A 21,392-nucleotide genomic window follows, 5' to 3' on the forward strand; every position below is an offset into this window, starting at 1 on the left:
TTTTTCCTATCGCAGTACGCGCAAATAGTGATGAATCATCACCATTTGTGCGAATACCGAACACGGTGAACGCAATTTTTTCGAGCTGGTGACACCAGATGCAAACAGACCCGACCGTTGCGTGAATGCGGCGGCGCGCCTGTGTTGCACGGTCACCACAATCGGCCATCTTCAGTCGGCAGATCCGGGGGGATCCAGCGCTTCCTTCCATCAATGGACATGCCGTGATGACCAACTCTATTCGCCGCTTGCGATTTCGCAGTTTGACGCTCGTTCCCTGCCTGCTTGCCAGCGCAGTGGCTTTCGCCCAGTCCAGCCCCGCAACCGCACAACAGTCGGTGTCGTCCCTGGATGCCCAGGCGTTCGCGCGCTCCGGCCAGGTCTGGCGCAGCTTCGGCAACGACCTTCCGTTCGCAAGCCCCAGCAGCTGGCCCAGCGCTGGTGGCGGCTATTTCAACTCGCGCTTCGCACCGGGCGAGTGGAAGATCAATCGCACCACCGCCAAGACACTCAAGCCCGCATGGACCTTGACCACCACCGGCGACATCTCGGCCACGCCGAGCGTGGAAGGTGGAACGCTCTACGTCCCCGACTGGGGCGGCACGCTGTATAGCGTCGACACCCAGACCGGCAAGCCGAACTGGCAGGCCAAGCTGTCCGACTACACCGGCAATGCCAACTCTGTGACGCGTAATACGCCGGCCATCAGCGCCAAGAGCATCATCGTCGGCGACCAGGCTGCCGGCACCGTGCTGGCGATCGACAAGAAGACCGGCAAGCTGTTGTGGTCGAGCACCGTCGAAGCCAACCCGCAGGCGCGCATCACCTCTTCGCCGGTCATCTACGGCAACCGTATTTACGTGCCCGTGTCCTCCGGCGACTGGGGCAATCTCGACGCGACCCACACCTTCAGCTTCCGCGGCAGCGTGGTGGCACTGGATCTGAACACCGGCAAGAAGTTGTGGCAGTTCTACAACGTGCCCGATGGCTACACCGGCGCATCGGTGTGGGGCCAGGTGGCGATCGATCCGATCAGCCGCCGCCTGTATTTTGGCACCGGCAACAACTACAACATTCCCGCCAGCGTGGGTAATTGCGTGTCCAACGCGCGCTCCTACCGCGGCAGCGAACTCACCGTGCAGGACGAGCTCGATTGCATGGCGCCGGACAACTACGTCGACTCGGTGATCTCGCTGAACCTGGACACCGGCAAGCTGGTTTGGGCCAATCGCGCGCAGGGCTACGACGCATGGAATCTGTCCTGCATCGTCGCGCCCACCAATGGCCTGTGCCCGAACACCCAGGCAACCAACCTCACCGGTCCCGATTACGACTTCGGCGGTGCCGGCGTTCAGCTGTTCACCGTGTGGCGCGACGGTAAGCCGCAGCAGTTGATCGGCGCCGGGCAGAAGAGCGGCATCTACTGGGCCTTCGACGCCAAGACCGGGGCCAAGGTGTGGTCGACCCAGGTCGGCCCGGGCGGCACCACCGGCGGCGTCGAATGGGGCACCGCGTTCGACCCGTACAAGTCGCAGGTCTATGTGGCCATCAACAACAGCTCCAATGCCAGCTACACGCTGGGGCCGGCCAATACCGAACGTCACAATGGCGGTTCGTGGGCGGCGCTGGATGCCGCGACCGGCAAGATCAAGTGGCAGGTCAAGGTGCCCGGCATCAACCGCGTGAACCCGACCGTGCCGGCCGGCGGCCAGGGCTCGCTGACGGTGTCGCCGAACCTGCTCTATGCCGGTTCGATGGCCGGCAACATGGTCGCGCTCGACACCGACACCGGCGCCACGCTGTGGAACTACGACGCTGCCGGCTCGGTGATCAGCTCGCCCGCGATTGCGAACGGCGCGCTTTACTGGGGCGCCGGCTACGGCCGCTTCAACTTCGGCACTGCTGCAACCAGCAACCAGCTGATCAAGTTCGTGCCGGACAGCAGCGCGGCCAAGTAAGCGTCAACACACGTGAATTGCGTTGAATGACGCCTAGTCACGGCAGAACAACGGCGCCACCTTCGGGTGGCGTCGTTGTGTGTGGCGGGGACACGCCGCTACAGCCGCGTGACCTGACATAAGCGGATCTGCCCCGCTTCCAGCCCGTGCGCCTCGGCCGCACGGCGGCGCAACGCACACACCAGCCCGGCGGCATCCAGCACGCCATCGGCAGGCACGTCCACGCTGTGGGCAAGTTGCCCCCACAGCACCGGCCGACCGTCGCAATAGCCCTCGTAGTCGGCGAAATAATGCAGCTGGCGCAGCTCAGGTACCGACGTGGACATCGCCCTGGATCTCCGTGCAGCCCAGATGTTCCAACGCGATCTCCAGCCCGAGCAGATAGCTCTGCGCACAGTAGCCGCGTACCGTCGCAATGCGTTGCCCGAACCCTTCCGGCAGGCATCGCTCCGGTCGGTCCACGCTATCGTCGTGGGTTTCCACAAATGGATATGGCAGCGCGCTGAGCACGCGATGCAAGCGCACGCTGTCCACGCAACTGCCCGGATCGATCAACGCGATTTCCATCCGCGCCTGACCGGCCACACGCAAGGCATCCAGCAGCTCCTGCTCCGACCCGCAAGCACGCAAGGCCACCGTCTTGCCCGCATCCCCCGCGCACGCCACCAATTGCCGGATCACGGCACGCGGCAACGGCTGCGGACCACGCGCCAACGGCATCGCTGCCTCCGGCCCACGCACGATCATGATCGACATGTCGGTTTCCCTCAGGCGGCAACGCGCAACGGCGCGTGTACAGACGGCAGACAGCGCGCGGCAATACCGAGCGACATCGCATACGCACGCGGCGCATCGTGCGGCGTGATCACCACCGCCAACGGCGCATGCTGCGGATGCAGCCAGGGCTCCAGCTCCTGCGCCGCATCGGTATGCAGTTCGATATAGGGCGTGGGCAGCGCATCCAGTGCCGCGCGCAATGCCTTTGCATGCACCTGCGCACGCTCGGATGGCGGCAGATCGCCCGAATCCAGCAACACCAGCTCCACCTCGGCATCGCCACCAGCCGCATGCAACCCAGCGATCAAACTATCTACATCGGCACATGCCAGCGTACGCAACGCACGGCCGGCACACTCGGGCAGCTGCAGCGGCGCCAATTGCGCCGGATCGGCCTGCGGACCACGCAAAATCAGGATACACATCGTGTTCGACTCAACGCACCACTGTGCGGGAGTGCCAAGGTAGATCTGCCGGGCATAAAGGCACTATCCGCGCCTTGGTGTCCCGGCATAAAGAGTGCGTAATGCCATGCCCAAGAACGGTAACGCGTAATAACTCGAGGCAGACCCGCTCACACATGAACTGTCGGGCATCACTTCCTAGCGACACCCGAACCGTGCAAACCAACACCTGGCATACCGCCTTTAGCCGGCTTCACGAGGTCAGCAGTTGCTGACTCCAACCGTCTCTACAAGCACGCCGGTGCACTTCATAATGGCAAAGCGGAGGCGCGCTACTTCTCCCGCCGCCAATTCACCGATCCCTTGGTCTCCACCGTGCTCGATTCGGCTTCCACGTCGAAGCCGCGGCTGAGCAGATATTTCAGCGTCAGGACCGAGCCGCTGCCGACCATCGAAACGCCGTAGCCGACGTAGAGTTTCGGCGAGAGGTATTTGCCGAAGCCCACCACCGAGCCGACGGTGCTGGATTCGCTCACCCCAGCTTCGTCCAGGCCGAGCTTGGCGCCGATCTGCGAGGCGATCAGGCTGCTGCCGGCCGACAGGGCCGCCGAGGCGGCGCTGACCTGCTGGGTTTCGTCGCTGCTGGCGGTGGACAGGCCACGGCCGAGCACCAGGTACGAAAGCGCTTCGGATTGCGACATCGCCGGTTCCGACCAGACGTCCGCGCGTGGCGATTCGGCGCGTCCGCTGACGTCGATGCCGGCGGTGACATCGCCGATCTTGCGTTCGGCGCGCAAGCTCACGCGCGGGTCGGAGACGATGTTGTTGTTCCAGGTCAGCTGGCCGCGGCTGATGGTCAGATCCTGGCCATAGGCCTTGTAGCGGCCGCGCACATCCAGCCCGCCATTGGCGGTCATTTCGCGGCCTGGGCGGGCGCGGATCTGCATCTGCCCGCTCAGCCCGCCCTTCAGGCCGAAGCCGCTCATGTTGACCTTGTCGCCGAGCACGATAGCCAGGTCCATATCCAGCGGCGAGGCTGGCGCGGCTTCCGGATCCACCGGGTCCAGCACCACCACGTCTTCGGACACCGAGGTGCCGCGATCCAGGCGTTCCAGGTCGATATCGGCTTCAGGCACGGTGACCTTGCCGCGCAGCTGCATGGTGTTGTCGGTGATGCCGAACTGCATGTCCGGGTTGGCGATGATGCGCAACTCGCTGGTGTTGTAGGCCAGCACGTTTTCGCCACGGATATTCAGCAGCAACGGCGTGGTGGTACCGAACCACGACAGGCCGCCGTCGATAGTGAGCGTGCCCTCGCCCGACTTGGCCGATGCGGTGATCTTGGCCGAGCCATCCGGCAAGGCGTCGAAGCGGCCCTTGCCCTCGCTCAGGGTCAAACCCATCGAGGGATATTCGGCAGTGAAGTTACTCAAGGTAGCATCGCCGCCGAGCAGCGGTTTGTCGCGGGTGCCGCGCAGGCTCACATGGCCTTCGACCAGACCCTTGGGCTGCACCACATCGGCCACCACCAGCTCCAGCCAGTACAGGCGCGACATATTGAGATACAGCTCGCCGTTGAGCGGCGCATACGCATCCCAGCCGGTATTGAACTTGGCATCGACAAAGCCGGCGCCCTGGAAACCGATACCGAGCTTGGCCTGAATCTGCTGCGGATTGAAATCGGCCTGCATGCTGAATTGGTCGTAGCGCAGCAACTCACCACGATTGGGGTTGCCGGCCACGGCCGCATAACGGGTTTCGCCCAGACGAATACCGCCCTCGGGCGAGGCGATGCGGAACGAACCTTCCCACGCATTGCCGCGCGGCTTGAAGCTGCCATCGAGCGCGAGTTCGCCGCGCAGATAGATCTGTCGGCCCTGTTGCTTGGGCAACCACGGTTGCACCAGCGACAACGGCAATGCATCGCCGTGCACCACCATGCCTTCGCGCGGCCAATTGGCGCTGGCGCACAGCGCGCCACCGGTGGCGGCGCCCAGGCAGGTATCGGACAAGGTAAATGCCGCGCCGTCGGTGCTGAACTGCGCCGGCTGCCGCAGCGCCCACGCAGCGCCCTTGGCCGGTGCGATCCGCAGCGTGCCGACCTGGCCCTGCCAACGCTCGCCGTTACGGCGCACATCGCCCTGCAAGGCGACGCTGGCCATGCTGTTGGCGATGTCGGCATCCAGGCGCAAGGCTTCCACCGCGCCACGTGCCTGCACGCGCACGCTGTCCAGCACCACGCCGGCTTCGATCGCGGTGCCCTGCAATGCCAGTTGTCCATCGCTGCCGCGCCACGGCAACCGTCCACGCAAGCTGATGCTCTGCGCGCTGTAGTCGTTCCAACGCAAGCCATTGCCGACGATGTCGGCAGTGATGTCGGGCGCGTCGCGACGGCCGCTGACCTGCAATTGCCCGCGCACCGTGCCAGCGGCGCCGGGCAACACATCGTCCAGCTGCAGCGGCTGCAGTTGCGCGGCGATGTCGAGCTGGTCGCCGACCTTGCCCTTGGCGTTGATGCGGCTATTGCCCAGCGATAGCTGCAATTCGCCCTCGCCCTGTTCGCCACGCAGGGCGAACTTGCCGTTGGCCGACAGCGCGCGTTGCCGCAGCTGGCCGGTCAGGGTCGGAATATCCGCGGTGGCCTCGAAGCCCGGCGACACGCCGCCCGCCGGGGCCGGCAACTGGCGACCCTTGGAGGCGACCTTGCCAGAGAGATTGCCGTTCCAACCCGGCGCGAAGTAGCCCGGATCGAACTTGGCCAGTTGCGCGGTGACATCCCATTGCAGCTCCGGCGTCCAGCCTACTTCGCCGGTGAGATCCAGCGAGCCGCCCGGGGTTTTGGCCTGCACCTGCTTGAGCTGTGCACGTTGATCGTTGCCGCGGCTGTCGAACACCAGCGCGGCCTGTTGCCCGTCGCGTTCCAGCGTAGCGCGACCGATCGCCGCCCACGCCTTCAAGGTACCGGCCACGCCCAGGCGCGCATCGACCAGTTCTACCGGCACAGCGGGCGCATCGGGGGTGGCCGGGTCCGGCGTCGGGGTGAAGCGCAAGCCGCTGGCATTGACCGCGAAACGGAAACTCGGATTCTGGGTGTCGCGGAAATCCGCAGTACCACGCAACTGCGTACGGCCTTCGAACGTGTCGATGACCAGCGGCTCGACCGTGATGACTTGGTCCAGCAGGCTGATATGCGAGGGCTGCAGCGTGGCGCTCAACTCGCCCTGCTTGACGCTGCCTTGCAGATCGGCGGTGCCGCCCTTGCCGGAGGCTTGCAGGTTCAGTGCGATCGGTGTGGCCGGGGCGGCGTACTGCCCGTTGCTGGCCGGCATCAGCAGCGAGGTATCCAGCGCGTCGGTCACCGCCTTGAACGCCCAGGTCGGCGCGTCGCGCCCGGTAAACACCAGGCTGGCCTGCAGCGGTGCCGGCGCGCGGCCGGCGATGGCCACTTCCATCTTGTCCAGATCGCCGCGTGCGACCAGCCCCAGGCTGGCCGGCGTGCGCCCGCGTGCGGCCGGCAACACCGCGGTGGCGGTGAGGTCGGCGCGGTAATCGTCGTTGGGAATGTAGTCGCCGTGCAGGCGGAAATCGCCCATATCGGTGTCGATCACCAGATTGCGCGTGCGCAACTCTCCGGTCGCCACTTCCAGCCCGCCCTGCACTTTGTGCAGGACAATCATCGGCTGCTGCAGCTGGGTGATGCGCAGGTTGTCCACCGCGATCTTGTCGGCCTGGATCGCCAGCGGCACGTTGATCTGCGGCAACGACTCGGGCCAGCTCGGCAGCGTGAAAGGTTCGTCGCTCTTGCCCAGGTTCAAGGTGGCATTGCTGACCTGCACCGCATCCAGTTGCAGCTTGCGGCCGAGCAGCGGGCGCAGATCCGGTTCCAGATACACGCGCTCGGCGGTGAAATGGATGTCCTGATAACGGAAATCGACATCGCGCAAAGTGAGCGGGCCGGCGACCGGGCCTTCGACCTTGCCGTAAGTAAAGGTGGCGCCGACCGGCAAGCGCGCGGTGACCTGGGCCAGCAACACATCGCGCCCGGCCACGGTCTGCAGCAGCCAGTACACCGCAATCAAGGCCAGCAGCACCAGGCCCAGCACGGTCAGCCCGGAGCCCACCCAGAACCGGCGCCGGCGGTAGAAACGCGCGCGGCGCGGTGCGGGGGGCGGCGTAGGCGTAGGCGTGCTCACAGGTTGGCCCCGATATCGATATAGAGCTGAAACTGCGAGTCGGGATCGTTCAGGCCATGCGCGATATCCACGCGTACCGGTCCCACCGGCGAGCGCCAGCGCAGACCGAAGCCGATACCGGTATGCCAGTCGGGCGTGTCGTCGAAGGCGCTGCCGCTATCGACAAACACCGCGCCGCCCCACGGGCCGCCCTTGAGGTAATGCTCGTACTCGGCGCTGGCGGTGACCACGTTCTTGGCACCGAGCGCGAATTCGTCCGGCCTGGGCGTGCGTGGGCCGACTTCGCGGAACGCATAACCGCGGATGCTGTTGGCGCCACCGGCAAAGAAGCGCAGGCTCGGCGGCATCGCCACCAGATCGCTGGTCCAGGTGGTGCCGCCTTCGCCGCGCAGGATCACCCGGCCGTTGTCGCCGGCACCCAGAAACCAGCGCAGCTGGCCGTAGACCTGGCCGAAGTTGGTATCCGAGCCGGCGCCTTCGGCACCGCCGCGGATGAACGCCTGCCCGGACACGCCACTGCGCGGGAACAGGCGGTCGTCGACGTTGACGTAGTTCACCTGCAACTGCGGATAGACCAGCGTGGAAGTCTCGTACACCGCACCTTCGAAATCGTCGCCACTGCTGAAACGCCAGCGCTCGCGCAAGGCGTTGATCGAGGCGATCGCGCTCCAGCGCTCGTTGATCTGGCCACTGCGGCTGCCGGTGAGTTTGACGTTGCGCAGGTCGATGTATTCGGTCTGTTCGTCGTATAGCCGCGCCGAGGCGGTGTACCAGCCATCCAGCCAGCGGAACGCCGGCACGCGGTAGCTGGTGGTCAGGCTCTTGCGGTTCTGCGCGTAGTCCAGCTGCGTGTCCATCTTGTGGCCGCGCGAATTCACGTAGCGCCGCTCCACGCCGCCACGCACACCGGCGCCGCTCTCGCTGCCGTAGCTCAAGCCGGAGGTGTAGACGGTGCGCTTAGCGCGGGTGAGCTTGACCTCGACCGGCACGCGGCCCTGGTCGTCGGCGTCTTCGGGCTTGGGCTGGATGTCGATGGTGCTGAAGTAATCGAGTTTGGTCAGCGACTCACGCAGGCGATCCAGCTTGCCTTCGTGGTAGTAGCTGCCTTCGTCCCAGTACACCAACGGGTCGAACAGGCCTTCGCGGAAATAGTCGTAGTCGAAGTGCACCTTGCCCATGTCGTAGCGGCGGCCGCTGTCCCAGTTCAAATCGATATCGGCGGCATGCTCGGCACGGGTGACGGCAACGCGGCGTTGAGTGAAGTCGGCATCGAAATAGCCACGCTCGGCCAGACGACGGGTGATGCGCACCTTGCTGGCTTCGTACTGCGGGTGGCTGAAGACCTGGCCTTCGTGCGGCTCGAACTGCTTGAGGTCCTGGCCCAGGTAGCGGTCCTGCTCGGCCCAGCCGGTGATGGAGATATGCGACTGCCGCACCCGCACCGGCTCGCCACGCTCTACCGTGATCACCACCGTGACCTTGTCGCCTTCGCGCGGTGCGGCCAGTTCGATGGTCGGCGAGTAATAGCCGAACGGCTCCAACGCCTCACGCGTCTGCCGCTCGGCCTGCGCCAGCAAATACTCGATGCGCGACTCGCCCTGCTCCTTGCCGACAGCCTCATAAAGAGACAGGGAGACCTCGATGTTCTCGATCATCTCGGCGTCGTCGTTGCCGTCCAAGCCTTTGATTTCGATCTTGTCGATGGTTCCGCGGGCAGCCGCTTGCAGCGGAACGAGCAGGGTGCACACCAGGGAGAGAGCAAACACGACTTTAAGCATCGGCAAAGGATACCCAGCCTGGGCGTGAAGGGACAAAAAATCTAAGCAATCTCGACTATACGGACGCGCATGCGCTGGTTAGAGTCGGGGTGTTGTTAACGTTTCGTTGACAGCATGCCAAGCGGCCCTCCCCCGGATTGCCGCGCGCCCTGTTCCACACCTTTGGAGAGAGAGGTTTTCATGAAGCGTCATCTATTGGTCAATGCCGTCTGCGCCGCCCTTGCATTCCCGTCGCTTGCCATCGCACAGAGCAAGGACGAAGTGACCGAATTGAACAAGGTCACCGTGACAGGCTCGTTGATTCCCCGGTCGCAGGTCGAAACGGCCAGCCCGGTGTTCTCCATCACTGCCCAGGACATCCAACGCCGCGGCTTCAAGGATGTCTATGACGTGCTGCGCTCGCAGCCGATGGCCACCGGCTCGGTGCAGGACGGCCAGTTCAGTGGCGGCTTCACCGCTGGCGCCAAATCGCTGAGCCTGCTCGGGCTGGACCCCGGCTTCACCCTGGTGCTGATCGACGGCCGGCCGATGGCCGATTACCCGCTGCTCTACAACGGCCAGAGCAACTTCGTCGATCTGGCCAGCGTGCCGGTGGGCATGGTCGAACGCATCGATGTGGCGCCCGGCAACCAGTCCTCGATCTACGGCTCCAGCGCCATTGCCGGTGTGGTCAATATCATCCTGAAGAAGCACGTCGACGGCGTGCAGATGAATTACCGCATGGGCACCTACGACGGTGGTGGCGGCAACAACCAGCGCTTCCAGCTCACCGGCGGCAGCACCCTCGGCAAGGCCGATATCGTCTGGGGCCTGCAGCTCAACAATCAGGACCCGATCTACGGCTACCAGCGGCGCGATTTCGATTCCACCTCCGACAATCCGGACCCGACCCTGCGCTATGGCTCGCGCATCGCACTGCACAACACGCCAACCACTTACATTGACCCGGGTGCCGCAAACTGCGATGCACTGGGCCCGCTGTTCAACGGCTCGGTGCAATACGACAACCGCGCCAATCGCGGCAACTTCTGCAGCAGCCGCACCGAGCCCGGCTACGCCAGCATCCTCAACAAGGAACGCAGCGCCAGTGGCTATGCCAACCTGACCTACGCCTTCAACGACAACACCGAAGGCTACGCAACGCTGCTGCTCAATCGCACCAAGGTGGAGGTCAACGGCGGCTCGCGCTTCTGGCAGACCTCGTCCGACACCGGTGGCTTGTTCTACAACCAGGACAGCCAGCAACTGGAAGGCTACCAGCGCATCTTCGCGCCCGAAGAAACCGGCAATCTCGACTTCAACAACGACCGCCAGACCGCCGATTCCTACAACATTGCCGCTGGCATCAAGGGCGGGCTGGGTGACAGCAACTGGACCTACGATGCGTACTACGCGCGTGCCGAATACCGCATCGACAGCCGCCGGCAATGGCCGTTGGCCGATCGCATCGAAGATTTCTTCCGCGAACAGTTCCTGGGCGCGCCGCAGGGCGACTTCTCCGGCTACCCGATCTATTCGCCCAACGATGCCAACTTCTATCGCGCGTTGACGCCGGCGCAGTACCGCAGCTTCAACGACGAGATCCGCACCAAGTCCAGGACCTGGACCCAGAACGTCAATCTGCAACTCACCAACACCGAGTTGTTCAGTCTGCCGGCCGGCGCCGTGGGTGTGGCCGGCGTGCTGCAGGCCGGCAATCAGTACTGGGAAAATCCGACTGATCAACGCGTGATCGCTGGCGATTTCTATCAGCTGACCGGCACCCAGGGCAGCGGCAAGCGCGAGAACTGGGCGGCGGCGTTCGAAACGCGCGTGCCGATCCTGAGCACGCTTACCGCCAACCTGTCTGGCCGCTTCGACGACTACAAGAACCAGGGCGGTGGTAGCGATTCCAAGTTCACCTACAAGGCCGCGCTGGAGTTCCGCCCGACCGATTCGCTGTTGTTCCGCGGCAACTACGCCACCGCGTTCAAGGCACCGGACATGGCGTTCACCTTTGCCGGCGATAGCGGCTTCTTCCAGGGTGTCAACGACTACTACCGCTGCGCGCTCGAAGAGCCCGGCGTGCCGATCGCCGACTGCACCTACGCCGGCACCAGCATCCAGGGGCGCCGTGCCGGCAATCCGGAGCTGCAATCGATCACCGCCAAGTCCTTCGGCTATGGCGTGGTGTGGTCGCCCAGCGCGCGCTTCAGCGTCAATGCCGACTACTACAACATCAAGATCGACCAGAAAGTCAGCGACCTGAGCACCGACAATCTGTTGCAGACCGAATCGGCCTGCCGCCTGGGAAGCCTGGATATCAGCTCGCCCACCTGCGTGGATGCGTTGTCGCGCATCGATCGCACCGCAGCCGATGCTCCGGTCCCGAACCGCTTGAGCAATATCCGCATCAACCCGGTCAATATCTCCAACGAGGAAATCTCCGGCGTGCTAAGCAAGGCGACGTACAACCTGGCCACTGAATCCTGGGGCCTGTTTGTCTTCGACGCGCAATACAACTTGACACTCAAGCACGAAAGCCAGCAGTTTCCGCAAGACCCGGTGCGCGATCTGCTCAGCGAACCGTTTTTCTCCTCCGAGTTCCGCAGCATCGTCAATGCCTCGGTAACGTGGCAGAAAGATGCATGGACCACCACGCTGTTCGGCCAGCGCAACGGCCGCACGCCCAACTTCGTGGCGCAACAAAGCACCGATGGCTATGCGGTGGAAGGCGCACGCAAGGTCGGCGCGTGGACCACGCTCAATGCAACGCTGGATTACGCGGTGAACGACGACATCTCGCTGACGGCGACGGTCAACAACCTGGCCGACACCCGGCCGCCGCGCGACCGCACCTACACCAGCTACCCGTACTACAACATCTTCAACTACACCGGTTACGGCCGTTCCTACATGCTGGAATTGAACTGGCGCTTCGGCGCGCACTGAGTCACTGCGTTGCATTCGTCCAGCGGCAGCCACAACGGCTGCCGCTGGCGTCTTTGGCCCGGGCACGTTTGGGGCAGGCACGTTCGGGGCAAGCAACACCCATCAGTCAGTTGTCTATCCGCTCCCAAGGCAAAGCGTCCAAGGCGTCGCACGCGTCGTCGCAGCCGGCTTGCCTGCTGCACACCTGGGCAGAGTGCGTCGGACGTGCAGGCAGATTGAAGGCGCGCGCAGGTCTTCAGGCGTGGCGCCTCAGATCTGTCCGGCCCCGCTAACGCAAGCCCACATCGATCAGGCCTGCCTGCAACAACGCCTGCCGCAGCGGCTCCAGCTGCGTGGCATAACGTCGCCAGTCTTCCACGTTGCGCCCATGCACGCCCTCGCGCACCTGCACGCTGCTCAGCGTTGCCGATGCGGCCGCATTGCGGGTGATATCGATCTGCCCAGGCTCGATCTCCAACCCACAGCGCAGCATCAACTGCTCCAGCACCGTAGACGGATCACGCACCATCTGCGCGTAGTCCACATCGATCACCCGGCCCGGCAACGCCGCGCGCCATTGCGCCATCAACGCGTGATACGCCTGATAGTGACGCGCCAGCGTGTGCAGGTCGTAGCTGTAGGCATAGGAATCGCCGAATAGCGCGCGGTAATTGGAAAAACACACCGCCATCGGCTCGCGCACCAGATGCACGATCAACGCACCTGGCAAGGCACGCGCGATCGCGCCGATCGCCACCGCATTGGTCGGCAACTTATCGATGTACCAGCGCGCCGATCCAGCACGCCACTGCGTCTGTTCCAGATAGCGCGTGCCGATCTGCGCATAATCCAGCGTTGGCAGCGCCTGCAGCAGGCGCGCATCCAGCAGGCTGCGGCCGGCCTGGTCGGCGCCCCAGCGCAACTGATGGCCGAAGTCGTTCAATTCGCCGGCCGACACGATCTGCGAATGATTGCCCAGCATCCGCTCCAGCACCGTGGTGCCCGAGCGCGGCAAACCGAGCACGAAGATCGGTTGCGGGCCTTGTGCATTGGTAGATTCCTGCGCGGCGAACACGCCTTGTTCGGCCAATGCGCCCAACTGCGCGTACATTGCTGCTTCTGCGTCGGCATCGTGGCGCAAGCGCGCGTGCATCACCGCATTGCCATGCTGCAGCGCGGCCCAGGCGGCATCGGTCTGGCCGAGATCTTCCAGCTCCTTGTACAGCGCGAACGCCAGCCCGGCGCGATCTTCGCTGTCGGGCTTGGCGAGCTGCAGCTGCTGACGTAACTGATCGAGATGATTGCTGCTTGCAGTCTGACGGCGTAGCCGCGCACGCGTAAGCGCGGCGCGGCCATAGCCTGGCGACAGCGCCAATGCGCGATCCAATGCCTGCGCTGCATCGTCGAGGCGATTATTGAATTGCAGTTGCACCGCAAGAAAGAAACGGAAGTCAGCACCATCGAAACCACAGGCCTGCGCGCGCTGCATCATCGCCAGTGCCTCGACATGTTCGCCAAGCGATTGATGCACATGCGCGAGCAGCGCCAGCGTGGCGCCGTCCTGGCACTGCATCACCGACGGATGCCGCAGCAACGCATGCAGTGCGCGATGCTCGCCAACGCGCAACAAGGCTTGCGCCACACGGCAACGCATTGCCACGTCGTCGCCGAGGTCTCTGGCGGCAAGCCGTAACTGCGCAACCGCCTCGCGCATCCTGCCGTTGGCCAGCACGGTGCCGGCCAGCAGCACGCGTGCGGACACGTGGGTGGGGTCCACTGCCAGCAGCGCCTGCAATGCAGACGCTGCCACACCCAGGTCGCGACGTGCCAACGCGGCCTGGGCCGTCTGCCAGTGCACCGCGCCGGCGGACGCTGCCATCAGCTGGACAGATGCTCGATGGCGGCGACGCTGCCGAGGCGGTCGCCGAGCTTCTTCAGCAACGCGAGCCGATTGGCACGCAGCTGCGCGTCTTCGGCATTGACCATTACTCCATCGAAGAACGCATCGACCTGCGGGCGCAGGCGCGCCAGACGCGCGAGCACAGCGACATAGTCGTGGCGGTGCAGCGCATCCCCGGTATCGCCGATGGCCGCTTCCACTGCTTCGGCCAAGGCTTCTTCGGCCGGCTCACGGAGCAGGCTGGTGTCGATATCGCCGGGAATCTCGCCCTCGACCTTGCGCAGGATATTGCGGATGCGCTTGTTGGCCGCGGCCAGGGCTTCGGCCTCGGGCAGCGTGGCGAAGATGCCGATCGCATCGATGCGGCGGTCGAAGTCGTAGAGGGATCCGTGGGTCGCGCCCAGGTGCGCTCCTACGCCAAGCGTTGTAGGAGCGCCCTCGGGCGCGACCGAGAACAAGGCAGCGACTGCGTTGAAATGCGTGGCAGGGACGCCCTTGTCTGCGTAGTAACCGCGCAGGCGGTCGAGAATGAATTCAAAGATTTCAGAAGCTAGCTGTGCGTATTGCGTAGAGTCGATATCAGAAATCGTTTCTTCGTTCTTTAGCGTAGCTTTTCTCACAAGGCGATCCCACGGCATCAACTTGGCCGCAGTCAGTAGCGTCGCCTTCAAATCCAGATCAAACCCACTCTCAATCACCGTCCGCGCCAAACCCAACGCATTGCGCCGCAACGCAAACGGATCCTTGTTGCCGGTCGGCTTCAGCCCAGCTGCAAACCCGCCGGCCAAGGTATCCAACCGCTCAGCAATCGCCAACACCTTGCCCAACGGCGACAGCGCAATATCGTCGCCGGCAAAACGGGGTTGGTACGCTTCATCGATCGCCAGCGAAATCTCGCCAGGCTCGCCAGCAGCCTTGGCGTAATGCCGTCCTGCGATTCCCTGTAGCTCCGGGAATTCGTTGACCATGCGCGACTGCAGATCGTTCTTGGCCAATTCCGCGGCGCGACGCGCCTGCACCGGATCGGCACCAACCTGCGGAGCAATAATTTCGGCCAACGCCGCCACACGCGCCACCTTGTCGGCCACCGTGCCCAGCTTGGCCTGATACGTGACGCTGGCCAGGCCCTCCCCCATCGCCTCCAGCCCCTGCTTGAGGTCTTCGTCGAAGAAGAACTTGGCATCGGCAAAACGCGGACGGATCACCCGCTCGTAGCCCTTGGCGACTTCGGCCACATCCTTGGAGACGATATTGGCGATGCCGATGAACTGCTCGGTCAATTTGCCGCCAGCATCCAGCACAGGGAAGAACTTCTGATTGATCTCCATGGTTTCGATCAGCGCTTCCTGCGGCACCGCCAGGAAATCGCGTTCGAAGCTGCACAACACCGCCGACGGCCATTCGACCAGGTTGACCACCTGCTGCAGATTGTCCTCGCTGATGCGCGCACTGCCGCCGGCCTGCTTTGCGGCCGCTTCGACTTCTTCCACGATGCGCGCACGGCGTGCGTCCGCATCCACCAGCACGTGCGCGGCGCGCAGCGCTTCGACGTAATCGCCCGGTGCGGCAAGCGAGACTTCGCCCTGATGCATGAAGCGGTGCCCGCGGGTGAGGCGATCGCCACGCACGCCCAGCAACTCTGCCGGGATCACCGCATCACCGAACAGCAACACCAGCCACTGCACCGGCCGCGCGAACGCGTATTCGTGCGCGCCCCAGCGCATCGGCTTGGGGATCGGCATCGCGGCGATGGCTTCGCGCAGGATGTCCGGCAACAAATCGGCGGTACGCGCGCCCGGCGTCACCGCGCGATGCACGAAGCGCTCGCCCTTGGCATCGCTGGTGCGCTCCAGCGCGGTCCAGTCGATCCCGGCCTTGGCGGCGAAACCGGCCAGCGCCTTGGTCGACCTGCCCTCGGCATCCAGCGCGATGTTGAGATACGGGCCCAGCACTTCGGAACGCTGTTCGGGTTGCTCGGTGGCCACGCCCGGCAGCAGCACCGCCAGACGGCGCGGTGTGGACAGCGGCTTGGCATCGCCACGCGTGACCGCGACGCCGCGCTTTTCCAGACCGTGCAGCACGCCATCGAAGAAGGCCTGCGCCAGACCCGGCAGCGCCTTGACCGGCAGCTCTTCGGTGCCCAGTTCGATCAGCAGGGGAAGTTGTTCGCTCATAAGACGTGGACCTTGACGTGTTCCCTTCTCCCGTCGGGGGAAGGTGCCTCGAAGAGGCGGATGAGGGTACGGGCGAAGCCTATGGAGTTTGAGTGCAAGACGGCTTCGCCTCCGTACCCTCACCCCAACCCCTCTCCCGGTGGGAGAGGGGCTTGCTGGTCCTTCTCCTGTCGGGAGAAGGTGCCCCGAAGGGGCGGATGAGGGTGCGGGCGAAGCTCTGTGGAGTTTGGGTGCATGAGGGCGACGCCCCCGTACCCTCACCCCAACCCCTCTCCCGGCGGGAGAGGGGCTTTGGTTACTTTTTTACCCCGGGGAACCCCAGCTTCTCCCGCTGTGCGTAATACGCCTGCGCCACGCCTTGCGACAACGTGCGTACGCGCAGGATGTAGCGCTGGCGTTCGGTCACGCTGATCGCGCGGCGCGCGTCCAGCAGATTGAACGCGTGGCTGGCCTTGGTCACCTGCTCATACGCCGGCAGCGGCAAGCCGACCTCGATCAACTGCTTGGCCTCGGCTTCGCAGGCATCGAAGCGGTGGAACAGCTCTTCCACATTGGCATGCTCGAAGTTGTAGGCGCTCTGCTCCACTTCGTTCTGGTGGTACACATCGCCATAGCTCACCGGGGTGCCGTCCGGGCCGTAGGTCCACACCAGGTCGTAGACGTTGTCGCAGCTCTGCAGATACATGCACAGCCGTTCCAGCCCGTAGGTGATCTCACCCAGCACCGGCTTGCACTCCAGCCCGCCAGCCTGCTGGAAGTAGGTGAACTGCGTGACCTCCATACCGTTGAGCCAGACTTCCCAGCCCAGGCCCCAGGCGCCGAGCGTCGGCGATTCCCAGTTGTCTTCGACAAAGCGCAGATCGTGCACCAGCGGGTCGATGCCCAGCGCCTGCAACGAGCCCAGATACAGGTCCTGGATGTTGTCCGGGTTGGGCTTCATCGCCACCTGGTACTGGTAGTAGCGCTGCAGGCGATTGGGGTTTTCGCCGTAGCGGCCGTCGGTGGGACGACGCGAGGGCTGCACGTAGGCGGCATTCCACGGCTCCGGCCCCAGCGCGCGCAGGAACGTGGCCGGATGGAACGTGCCCGCGCCCACTTCCAGGTCCAGCGGCTGGATCAGCACGCAGCCTTGCTCGGCCCAGTACTGGTTGAGGGTCTGGATCAGGCCCTGAAAAGTGATTGGAACGCGCCGGGAATCGGACATGCAGCAAGGGCCGTGCGGAAGGGGTGCGCTAGTATACCGGCCGACCCGCAGCGCTTTGCCGCGGAGCACCGCGGCAGGGGAACATCGAGCATGGAACAGCGGCGTACGGCCGATCCTGAAGGCGCAGTGGCCCTGCTACCGCGCGGCCGGCTGATGTTCGACCCGGTCGCTGCCGCGTTGCTTGCCGATGGCATGGTGGTGCCGCACGAACACGAGCGCGTGCAGTTCTCCGCCGCCGGCGTACGCAACGCCAGCGAAGTGCATCCGCTGGTGCTGCTGGCCAACCTCAAGCTGCATGCCGCGCAACCGCCGGCCGGCGAACTCGGCCTGGAACGGCTGACCGAATGGATGGCCACCCGCACCGGCCTGCGTTATCTACGTATCGACCCCACCCGCATCGATGTGGCCGCCGTCACCGGCGTGGTGTCGCATGCCTACGCACGCCGCCACCGCATCCTGCCGCTGGCGCTGGACGCCGAACGCGTGCTGATCGCCACCAGCGAACCGCTGGCGCTGGAATGGCTGGCAGATGTGCAGCATCTGAGCCGGCGTCGCATCGAGCTGGCGCTGATCAACCCGCTGGACCTGCATCGCTACACGATGGAGTTCTTCGGCGTGACCCAGTCGGTGCGCGGCGCGCGCGGCGATGTGCGCAGCGCCGAACCGGGCTCGGGCCTGCCCAGCTTCGAGCAACTGGTGGAACTGGGCCGCGCCGGCGACGTCAACGCCGACGACCACCACATCGTGCATATCGTCGACTGGCTGCTGCAATACGCCTACGAACAGCGGGCCAGCGACATCCACCTGGAGCCACGCCGCGAGGCCGGGCGCATGCGCTTTCGCATCGATGGCGTGCTGCACAAGGTGCTGGAAGTGCCGCCGTCGGTGATGACCGCGGTGGTCAGCCGCATCAAGGTGCTCGGCCGCATGGACCTGGCCGAACGCCGCCGCCCGCAGGACGGCCGCATCAAAACCCGTTCGCCGGGCGGGCGCGAGGTGGAAATGCGCCTGTCCACGATGCCCACCGCATTCGGCGAGAAGTGCGTGATGCGCATCTTCGACCCGGATTCGGCGTTCAAGAGCATCGAGCAGCTCGGTTTCAGCCCCGAAGAAGCCGCCGGCTGGAGCGCGCTGGTCGAGCGCCCGCACGGCATCGTGCTGGTCACCGGCCCCACCGGCTCGGGCAAGACCACCACGCTGTATTCCACGCTCAAGCGCCTGGCCACGCCGGATGTGAACGTGTGCAGCGTGGAAGACCCGATCGAAATGATCGCGCCGGAATTCAACCAGATGCAGGTCCAGCAGAACATCGATCTGGATTTTGCCAGCGGTGTGCGCACGCTGCTGCGGCAGGACCCGGACATCATCATGATCGGCGAAATCCGCGACCTGGAAACCGCGCAGATGGCGGTACAGGCCTCGCTCACCGGGCATCTGGTGTTGTCGACGCTGCACACCAACGACGCCGCCTCGGCGATCACCCGTTTGCTGGATCTGGGCGTGCCGCACTATCTGGTCGCCTCCACGCTCAACGGCGTGCTGGCGCAACGCCTGGTGCGCACCTTGTGCGTGCACTGCAAGCGCCCGCACACGCTCAGCGGCGACGACTGGTCGGCGATCCGTGAGCCGGGCGAGACGCTGCCTGAGGTGCTCAACGTACACGCCCCGGTCGGCTGTCTGGAATGCCGCCGCACCGGGTATCTGGGGCGCGTGGGCTTGTACGAACTGCTGCCGGTCACCCCGCGCCTGCGCAGCCTGATCCGCGCCGACACCGACCTGGCCAGCTTCAGCCACGCCGCCCGCGGCGAGGGATTGCGCACGTTGCGGCGGACGGGCCTGGAGAAGGTCGCCGCCGGGCTGACCACGGTGGAAGAAGTGTTATCGGTGTTGCCGCCTCGGGAGTAGCGGATTGCGGGGTTTGCGCCGTTATCGGCGCAGGCAACCCTCACCCCAACCCCTCTCCCGGCGGGAGAGGGGCTCGCTCGCGCCCCGGCCCGCGCTTGCGACGCGGGCGCCCGAAGGCACGCCCGCCAGTGGCACGCAAGCCGTGCCCTCTCGCCCGGCAGAGAGAGGGGGGCCAGCTCCCCGCCCAGCCAGCAAATCATCAACACATAGCCATCCGGCATAACCTTAGCTGGATGCGTTGGCTCGCCAGTTGAAAAAAACCGGCTGGAGCTGCATACAATCGGGCACATCAGTCGCCGCTGGATTTTTCGACCGCATGTCCGCCTTGCCGTTCCTGATCATCGAAACCGGGCACCCCGTGCCGGAGATGAAGCGATACGGCCGTTTTCCGCACTGGATCCGCGTGGCAGCCGGGCTGGCCGAGCGTGAGACCGTGGTCATCGATGTCGCCAACGGCGATCGCCTGCCGGATCGCGACGGCTTTGCCGGCACCATCGTCAGCGGCTCGGCCGCCTATGTCACCGACCGCGCCGAGTGGAGCGAACGCAGCGCCGACTGGCTGCGCGAGGCTGCCCACCAGGGCATGCCGCTGCTGGGCATCTGCTACGGGCATCAGCTGCTGGCGCATGCGCTGGGCGGCGAGGTCGATTACAACCCGGCCGGGCGCGAGTCCGGCACCATCGCGCTGGAACTGCACCCACCGGCCGAGCAAGACCCCTTGTTTGCCGGCCTGCCGGCGCATTTCCCCGCACACGCCACGCATATGCAAACCGTGGTGCGCGCCCCCGATGGCGCCATCGTGCTGGCGCATTCGCGCCAGGACCGCTGCCATGCGTTCCGCTGGGGACAGGCCACCTGGGGAGTGCAGTTCCATCCGGAGTTCGCCACCCACCACATGCGCGGTTATGTGCAGGCGCGCGCCGAGTGCATTGCCCGGCATGGCCACTGCGCCCGCACGGTCGCCCGCGAGGTCACAGCCGCTCCGATCGCCCGCAAGCTGCTGCGCCGCTTCGTGCATCACGCACGCGGCCTGCAAACAGTGATCGCTCATCCCGCCGCGCACACGTAAAAGCAGCGATAATCGCGGCACGCCGGATGGTCCGGTGCGTGTCGATCCGGAATGGAAATGAGCGAAATCCGCAAGGTGCCGGCGTCTGCCGGCGCAGAATGGCTGTTGACCGGTTTCTCGCTGCTGAAGCGGGCGCCGCTGGCGCTTGGCTCGCTGGGGGTGATCTGGAGCGTGACCGCCACCCTGGTGGTGTCGCTGTCGGTGCTGGTGCCGCTGCTCGGCCCGGCGTTGCAATTCCTGCTGGTACTGGCCGGCCCGTTGTTCATGGGCGGCATGCTGTGGGCGATCCGCGAGGTGGACGAAGGCCGCATCGCCAAACCGTCGCATCTGCTGCACGGCCTGCAGGACGGCCGCGCGCCGCATCTGCTGGTGTCGCTGCTGCCGCAGCTGATTGCGGGCCTGCTGCTGGGCGTGCTGCTGCTGGTGATGATCGGCGCCAACGGGCTGCAGCAGTTGTCCGAGGTGATGGTCAAGATCAATCAGATCAGCCAGTCCGGCGCGCAGCCGGACCCGGTGCAGATCGAGCAGCTCGCCGCCAGCCTGCCGGCCGGGCGCATCCTGCTGTGGCTGCTGCTGACCATCGCCACCTTTGCGGCGATGACGCTGGCGCTGTTCGTGATGCCGCCGCAGGTGATGTTCGACCGCAGCACCGGCGGCCACGCGCTGCGCGAGAGCCTGCGGGCCAGCCTGCACAACCTGCCGGCGATGCTGGTGTTTTTCGTGCTGGCCTTCATCAGCATCTTCGCGATCTATTTCGCAGTGATGATCGTGGCGCTGATCGTCGGCCTGGTGGCCGGTCAGACCGTGGCGATGTGGCTGGCCCAGCTGCTGCTGATGGCCGTGCTGATGCCGGTGTTCGCCGGCTCGGTCTACGCCGCCTGGAAGCAGATGTTCACGCACGACGGCAGCGTCGCCCAGCCGACCGCACCGTCGCGCCCGGACGTGTTTGCCGCCTGAAGTGTAGGAGCGCACTTGTGCGCGAACAAGCTTTCCCGGGAAAGCCTCAATCGCGCCCGGGTGCGCTCCTACGATGAGCGGCACCTTCGGTGCCAGCTAGCACCTGCGTTGGCCTGGCGCCTTGTGCAAACAGGCGTCCATTTTGCACACCCAGCCGTCGTCC

Annotated in this window: 13 protein-coding genes; 5 read left to right on the forward strand and 8 right to left on the reverse strand. The window is 65.0% G+C overall.

Annotation, left to right across the window (positions count from 1 at the left end; all coding sequences use genetic code 11):
- The first annotated feature begins 227 nt into the window (after positions 1-227).
- The gene (locus AC1PLU_RS21890) at positions 228-1,958 is read left to right on the forward strand and encodes an outer membrane protein assembly factor BamB family protein (RefSeq protein ID WP_176341127.1); all 1,731 of its coding nucleotides are present in this window, start codon (positions 228-230) and stop codon (positions 1,956-1,958) included.
- A gap of 98 nt (positions 1,959-2,056) precedes the next feature.
- Here the strand turns inward: AC1PLU_RS21890 and AC1PLU_RS21895 are convergent, their stop codons facing one another.
- The 5 genes from AC1PLU_RS21895 to AC1PLU_RS21915 form a co-directional block, all read right to left on the reverse strand.
- Positions 2,057-2,284: a hypothetical protein gene (locus tag AC1PLU_RS21895; protein ID WP_168957536.1), complete on the reverse strand. Its 228-nt coding sequence runs from the start codon at positions 2,282-2,284 to the stop codon at positions 2,057-2,059.
- Positions 2,265-2,714, reverse strand: coding sequence for a 3-dehydroquinate dehydratase (locus AC1PLU_RS21900; protein ID WP_481095679.1), 450 nt, complete (start codon positions 2,712-2,714; stop codon positions 2,265-2,267). Before AC1PLU_RS21900 ends, AC1PLU_RS21895 begins: the two co-directional genes overlap by 20 nt.
- Positions 2,715-2,725: 11 nt before the next feature.
- The gene (locus AC1PLU_RS21905; RefSeq protein WP_481095680.1) at positions 2,726-3,160 is read right to left on the reverse strand and encodes a hypothetical protein; all 435 of its coding nucleotides are present in this window, start codon (positions 3,158-3,160) and stop codon (positions 2,726-2,728) included.
- 311 nt (positions 3,161-3,471) lie between these two features.
- On the reverse strand, positions 3,472-7,332 hold the full coding sequence (locus AC1PLU_RS21910) for a translocation/assembly module TamB domain-containing protein (protein WP_481107221.1): 3,861 nt from the start codon (positions 7,330-7,332) through the stop codon (positions 3,472-3,474).
- The gene (locus AC1PLU_RS21915) at positions 7,329-9,110 is read right to left on the reverse strand and encodes an autotransporter assembly complex protein TamA (protein ID WP_481107222.1); all 1,782 of its coding nucleotides are present in this window, start codon (positions 9,108-9,110) and stop codon (positions 7,329-7,331) included. The genes AC1PLU_RS21910 and AC1PLU_RS21915 overlap by 4 nt, the downstream gene beginning before the upstream one ends.
- A gap of 180 nt (positions 9,111-9,290) precedes the next feature.
- Between AC1PLU_RS21915 and AC1PLU_RS21920 the strand changes: the two genes are divergently transcribed.
- Positions 9,291-12,041 carry a TonB-dependent receptor plug domain-containing protein gene (locus tag AC1PLU_RS21920; protein WP_481107223.1) on the forward strand — a complete coding sequence of 917 codons (2,751 nt, stop codon included), beginning with the start codon at positions 9,291-9,293 and terminating at the stop codon, positions 12,039-12,041.
- Between the two features lie 268 nt (positions 12,042-12,309).
- Here AC1PLU_RS21920 and AC1PLU_RS21925 read toward each other — a convergent pair whose 3' ends face one another.
- The 3 genes from AC1PLU_RS21925 to glyQ form a co-directional block, all read right to left on the reverse strand.
- Positions 12,310-13,899: a tetratricopeptide repeat-containing sulfotransferase family protein gene (locus tag AC1PLU_RS21925; RefSeq protein ID WP_481107224.1), complete on the reverse strand. Its 1,590-nt coding sequence runs from the start codon at positions 13,897-13,899 to the stop codon at positions 12,310-12,312.
- Positions 13,899-16,094, reverse strand: a complete 2,196-nt coding sequence (gene glyS, locus AC1PLU_RS21930; RefSeq protein WP_481107225.1) for a glycine--tRNA ligase subunit beta — start codon at positions 16,092-16,094, stop codon at positions 13,899-13,901. Before glyS ends, AC1PLU_RS21925 begins: the two co-directional genes overlap by 1 nt.
- A 295-nt stretch (positions 16,095-16,389) precedes the next feature.
- Positions 16,390-17,298, reverse strand: a complete 909-nt coding sequence (gene glyQ, locus AC1PLU_RS21935; protein ID WP_168957543.1) for a glycine--tRNA ligase subunit alpha — start codon at positions 17,296-17,298, stop codon at positions 16,390-16,392.
- Positions 17,299-17,388: 90 nt separating this feature from the next.
- On the opposite strand from glyQ, the gene AC1PLU_RS21940 reads away from it, so the two are divergent.
- The 3 genes from AC1PLU_RS21940 (at position 17,389) to AC1PLU_RS21950 (ending at position 21,229) form a co-directional block, all read left to right on the forward strand.
- Entirely contained in the window at positions 17,389-19,203 is a 1,815-nt protein-coding gene (locus AC1PLU_RS21940; protein ID WP_481107226.1) for a GspE/PulE family protein, read from the forward strand.
- 316 nt (positions 19,204-19,519) lie between these two features.
- The gene (locus tag AC1PLU_RS21945; protein WP_115039110.1) at positions 19,520-20,272 is read left to right on the forward strand and encodes a glutamine amidotransferase; all 753 of its coding nucleotides are present in this window, start codon (positions 19,520-19,522) and stop codon (positions 20,270-20,272) included.
- A gap of 57 nt (positions 20,273-20,329) precedes the next feature.
- Positions 20,330-21,229 (forward strand): BPSS1780 family membrane protein, encoded by a 900-nt coding sequence (locus AC1PLU_RS21950; RefSeq protein ID WP_074056371.1) that lies wholly within the window; start codon positions 20,330-20,332, stop codon positions 21,227-21,229.
- The last annotated feature ends 163 nt before the right edge of the window (positions 21,230-21,392 follow it).

The sequence above is a fragment of the Xanthomonas sp. NCPPB 2933 genome, assembly GCF_056725225.1.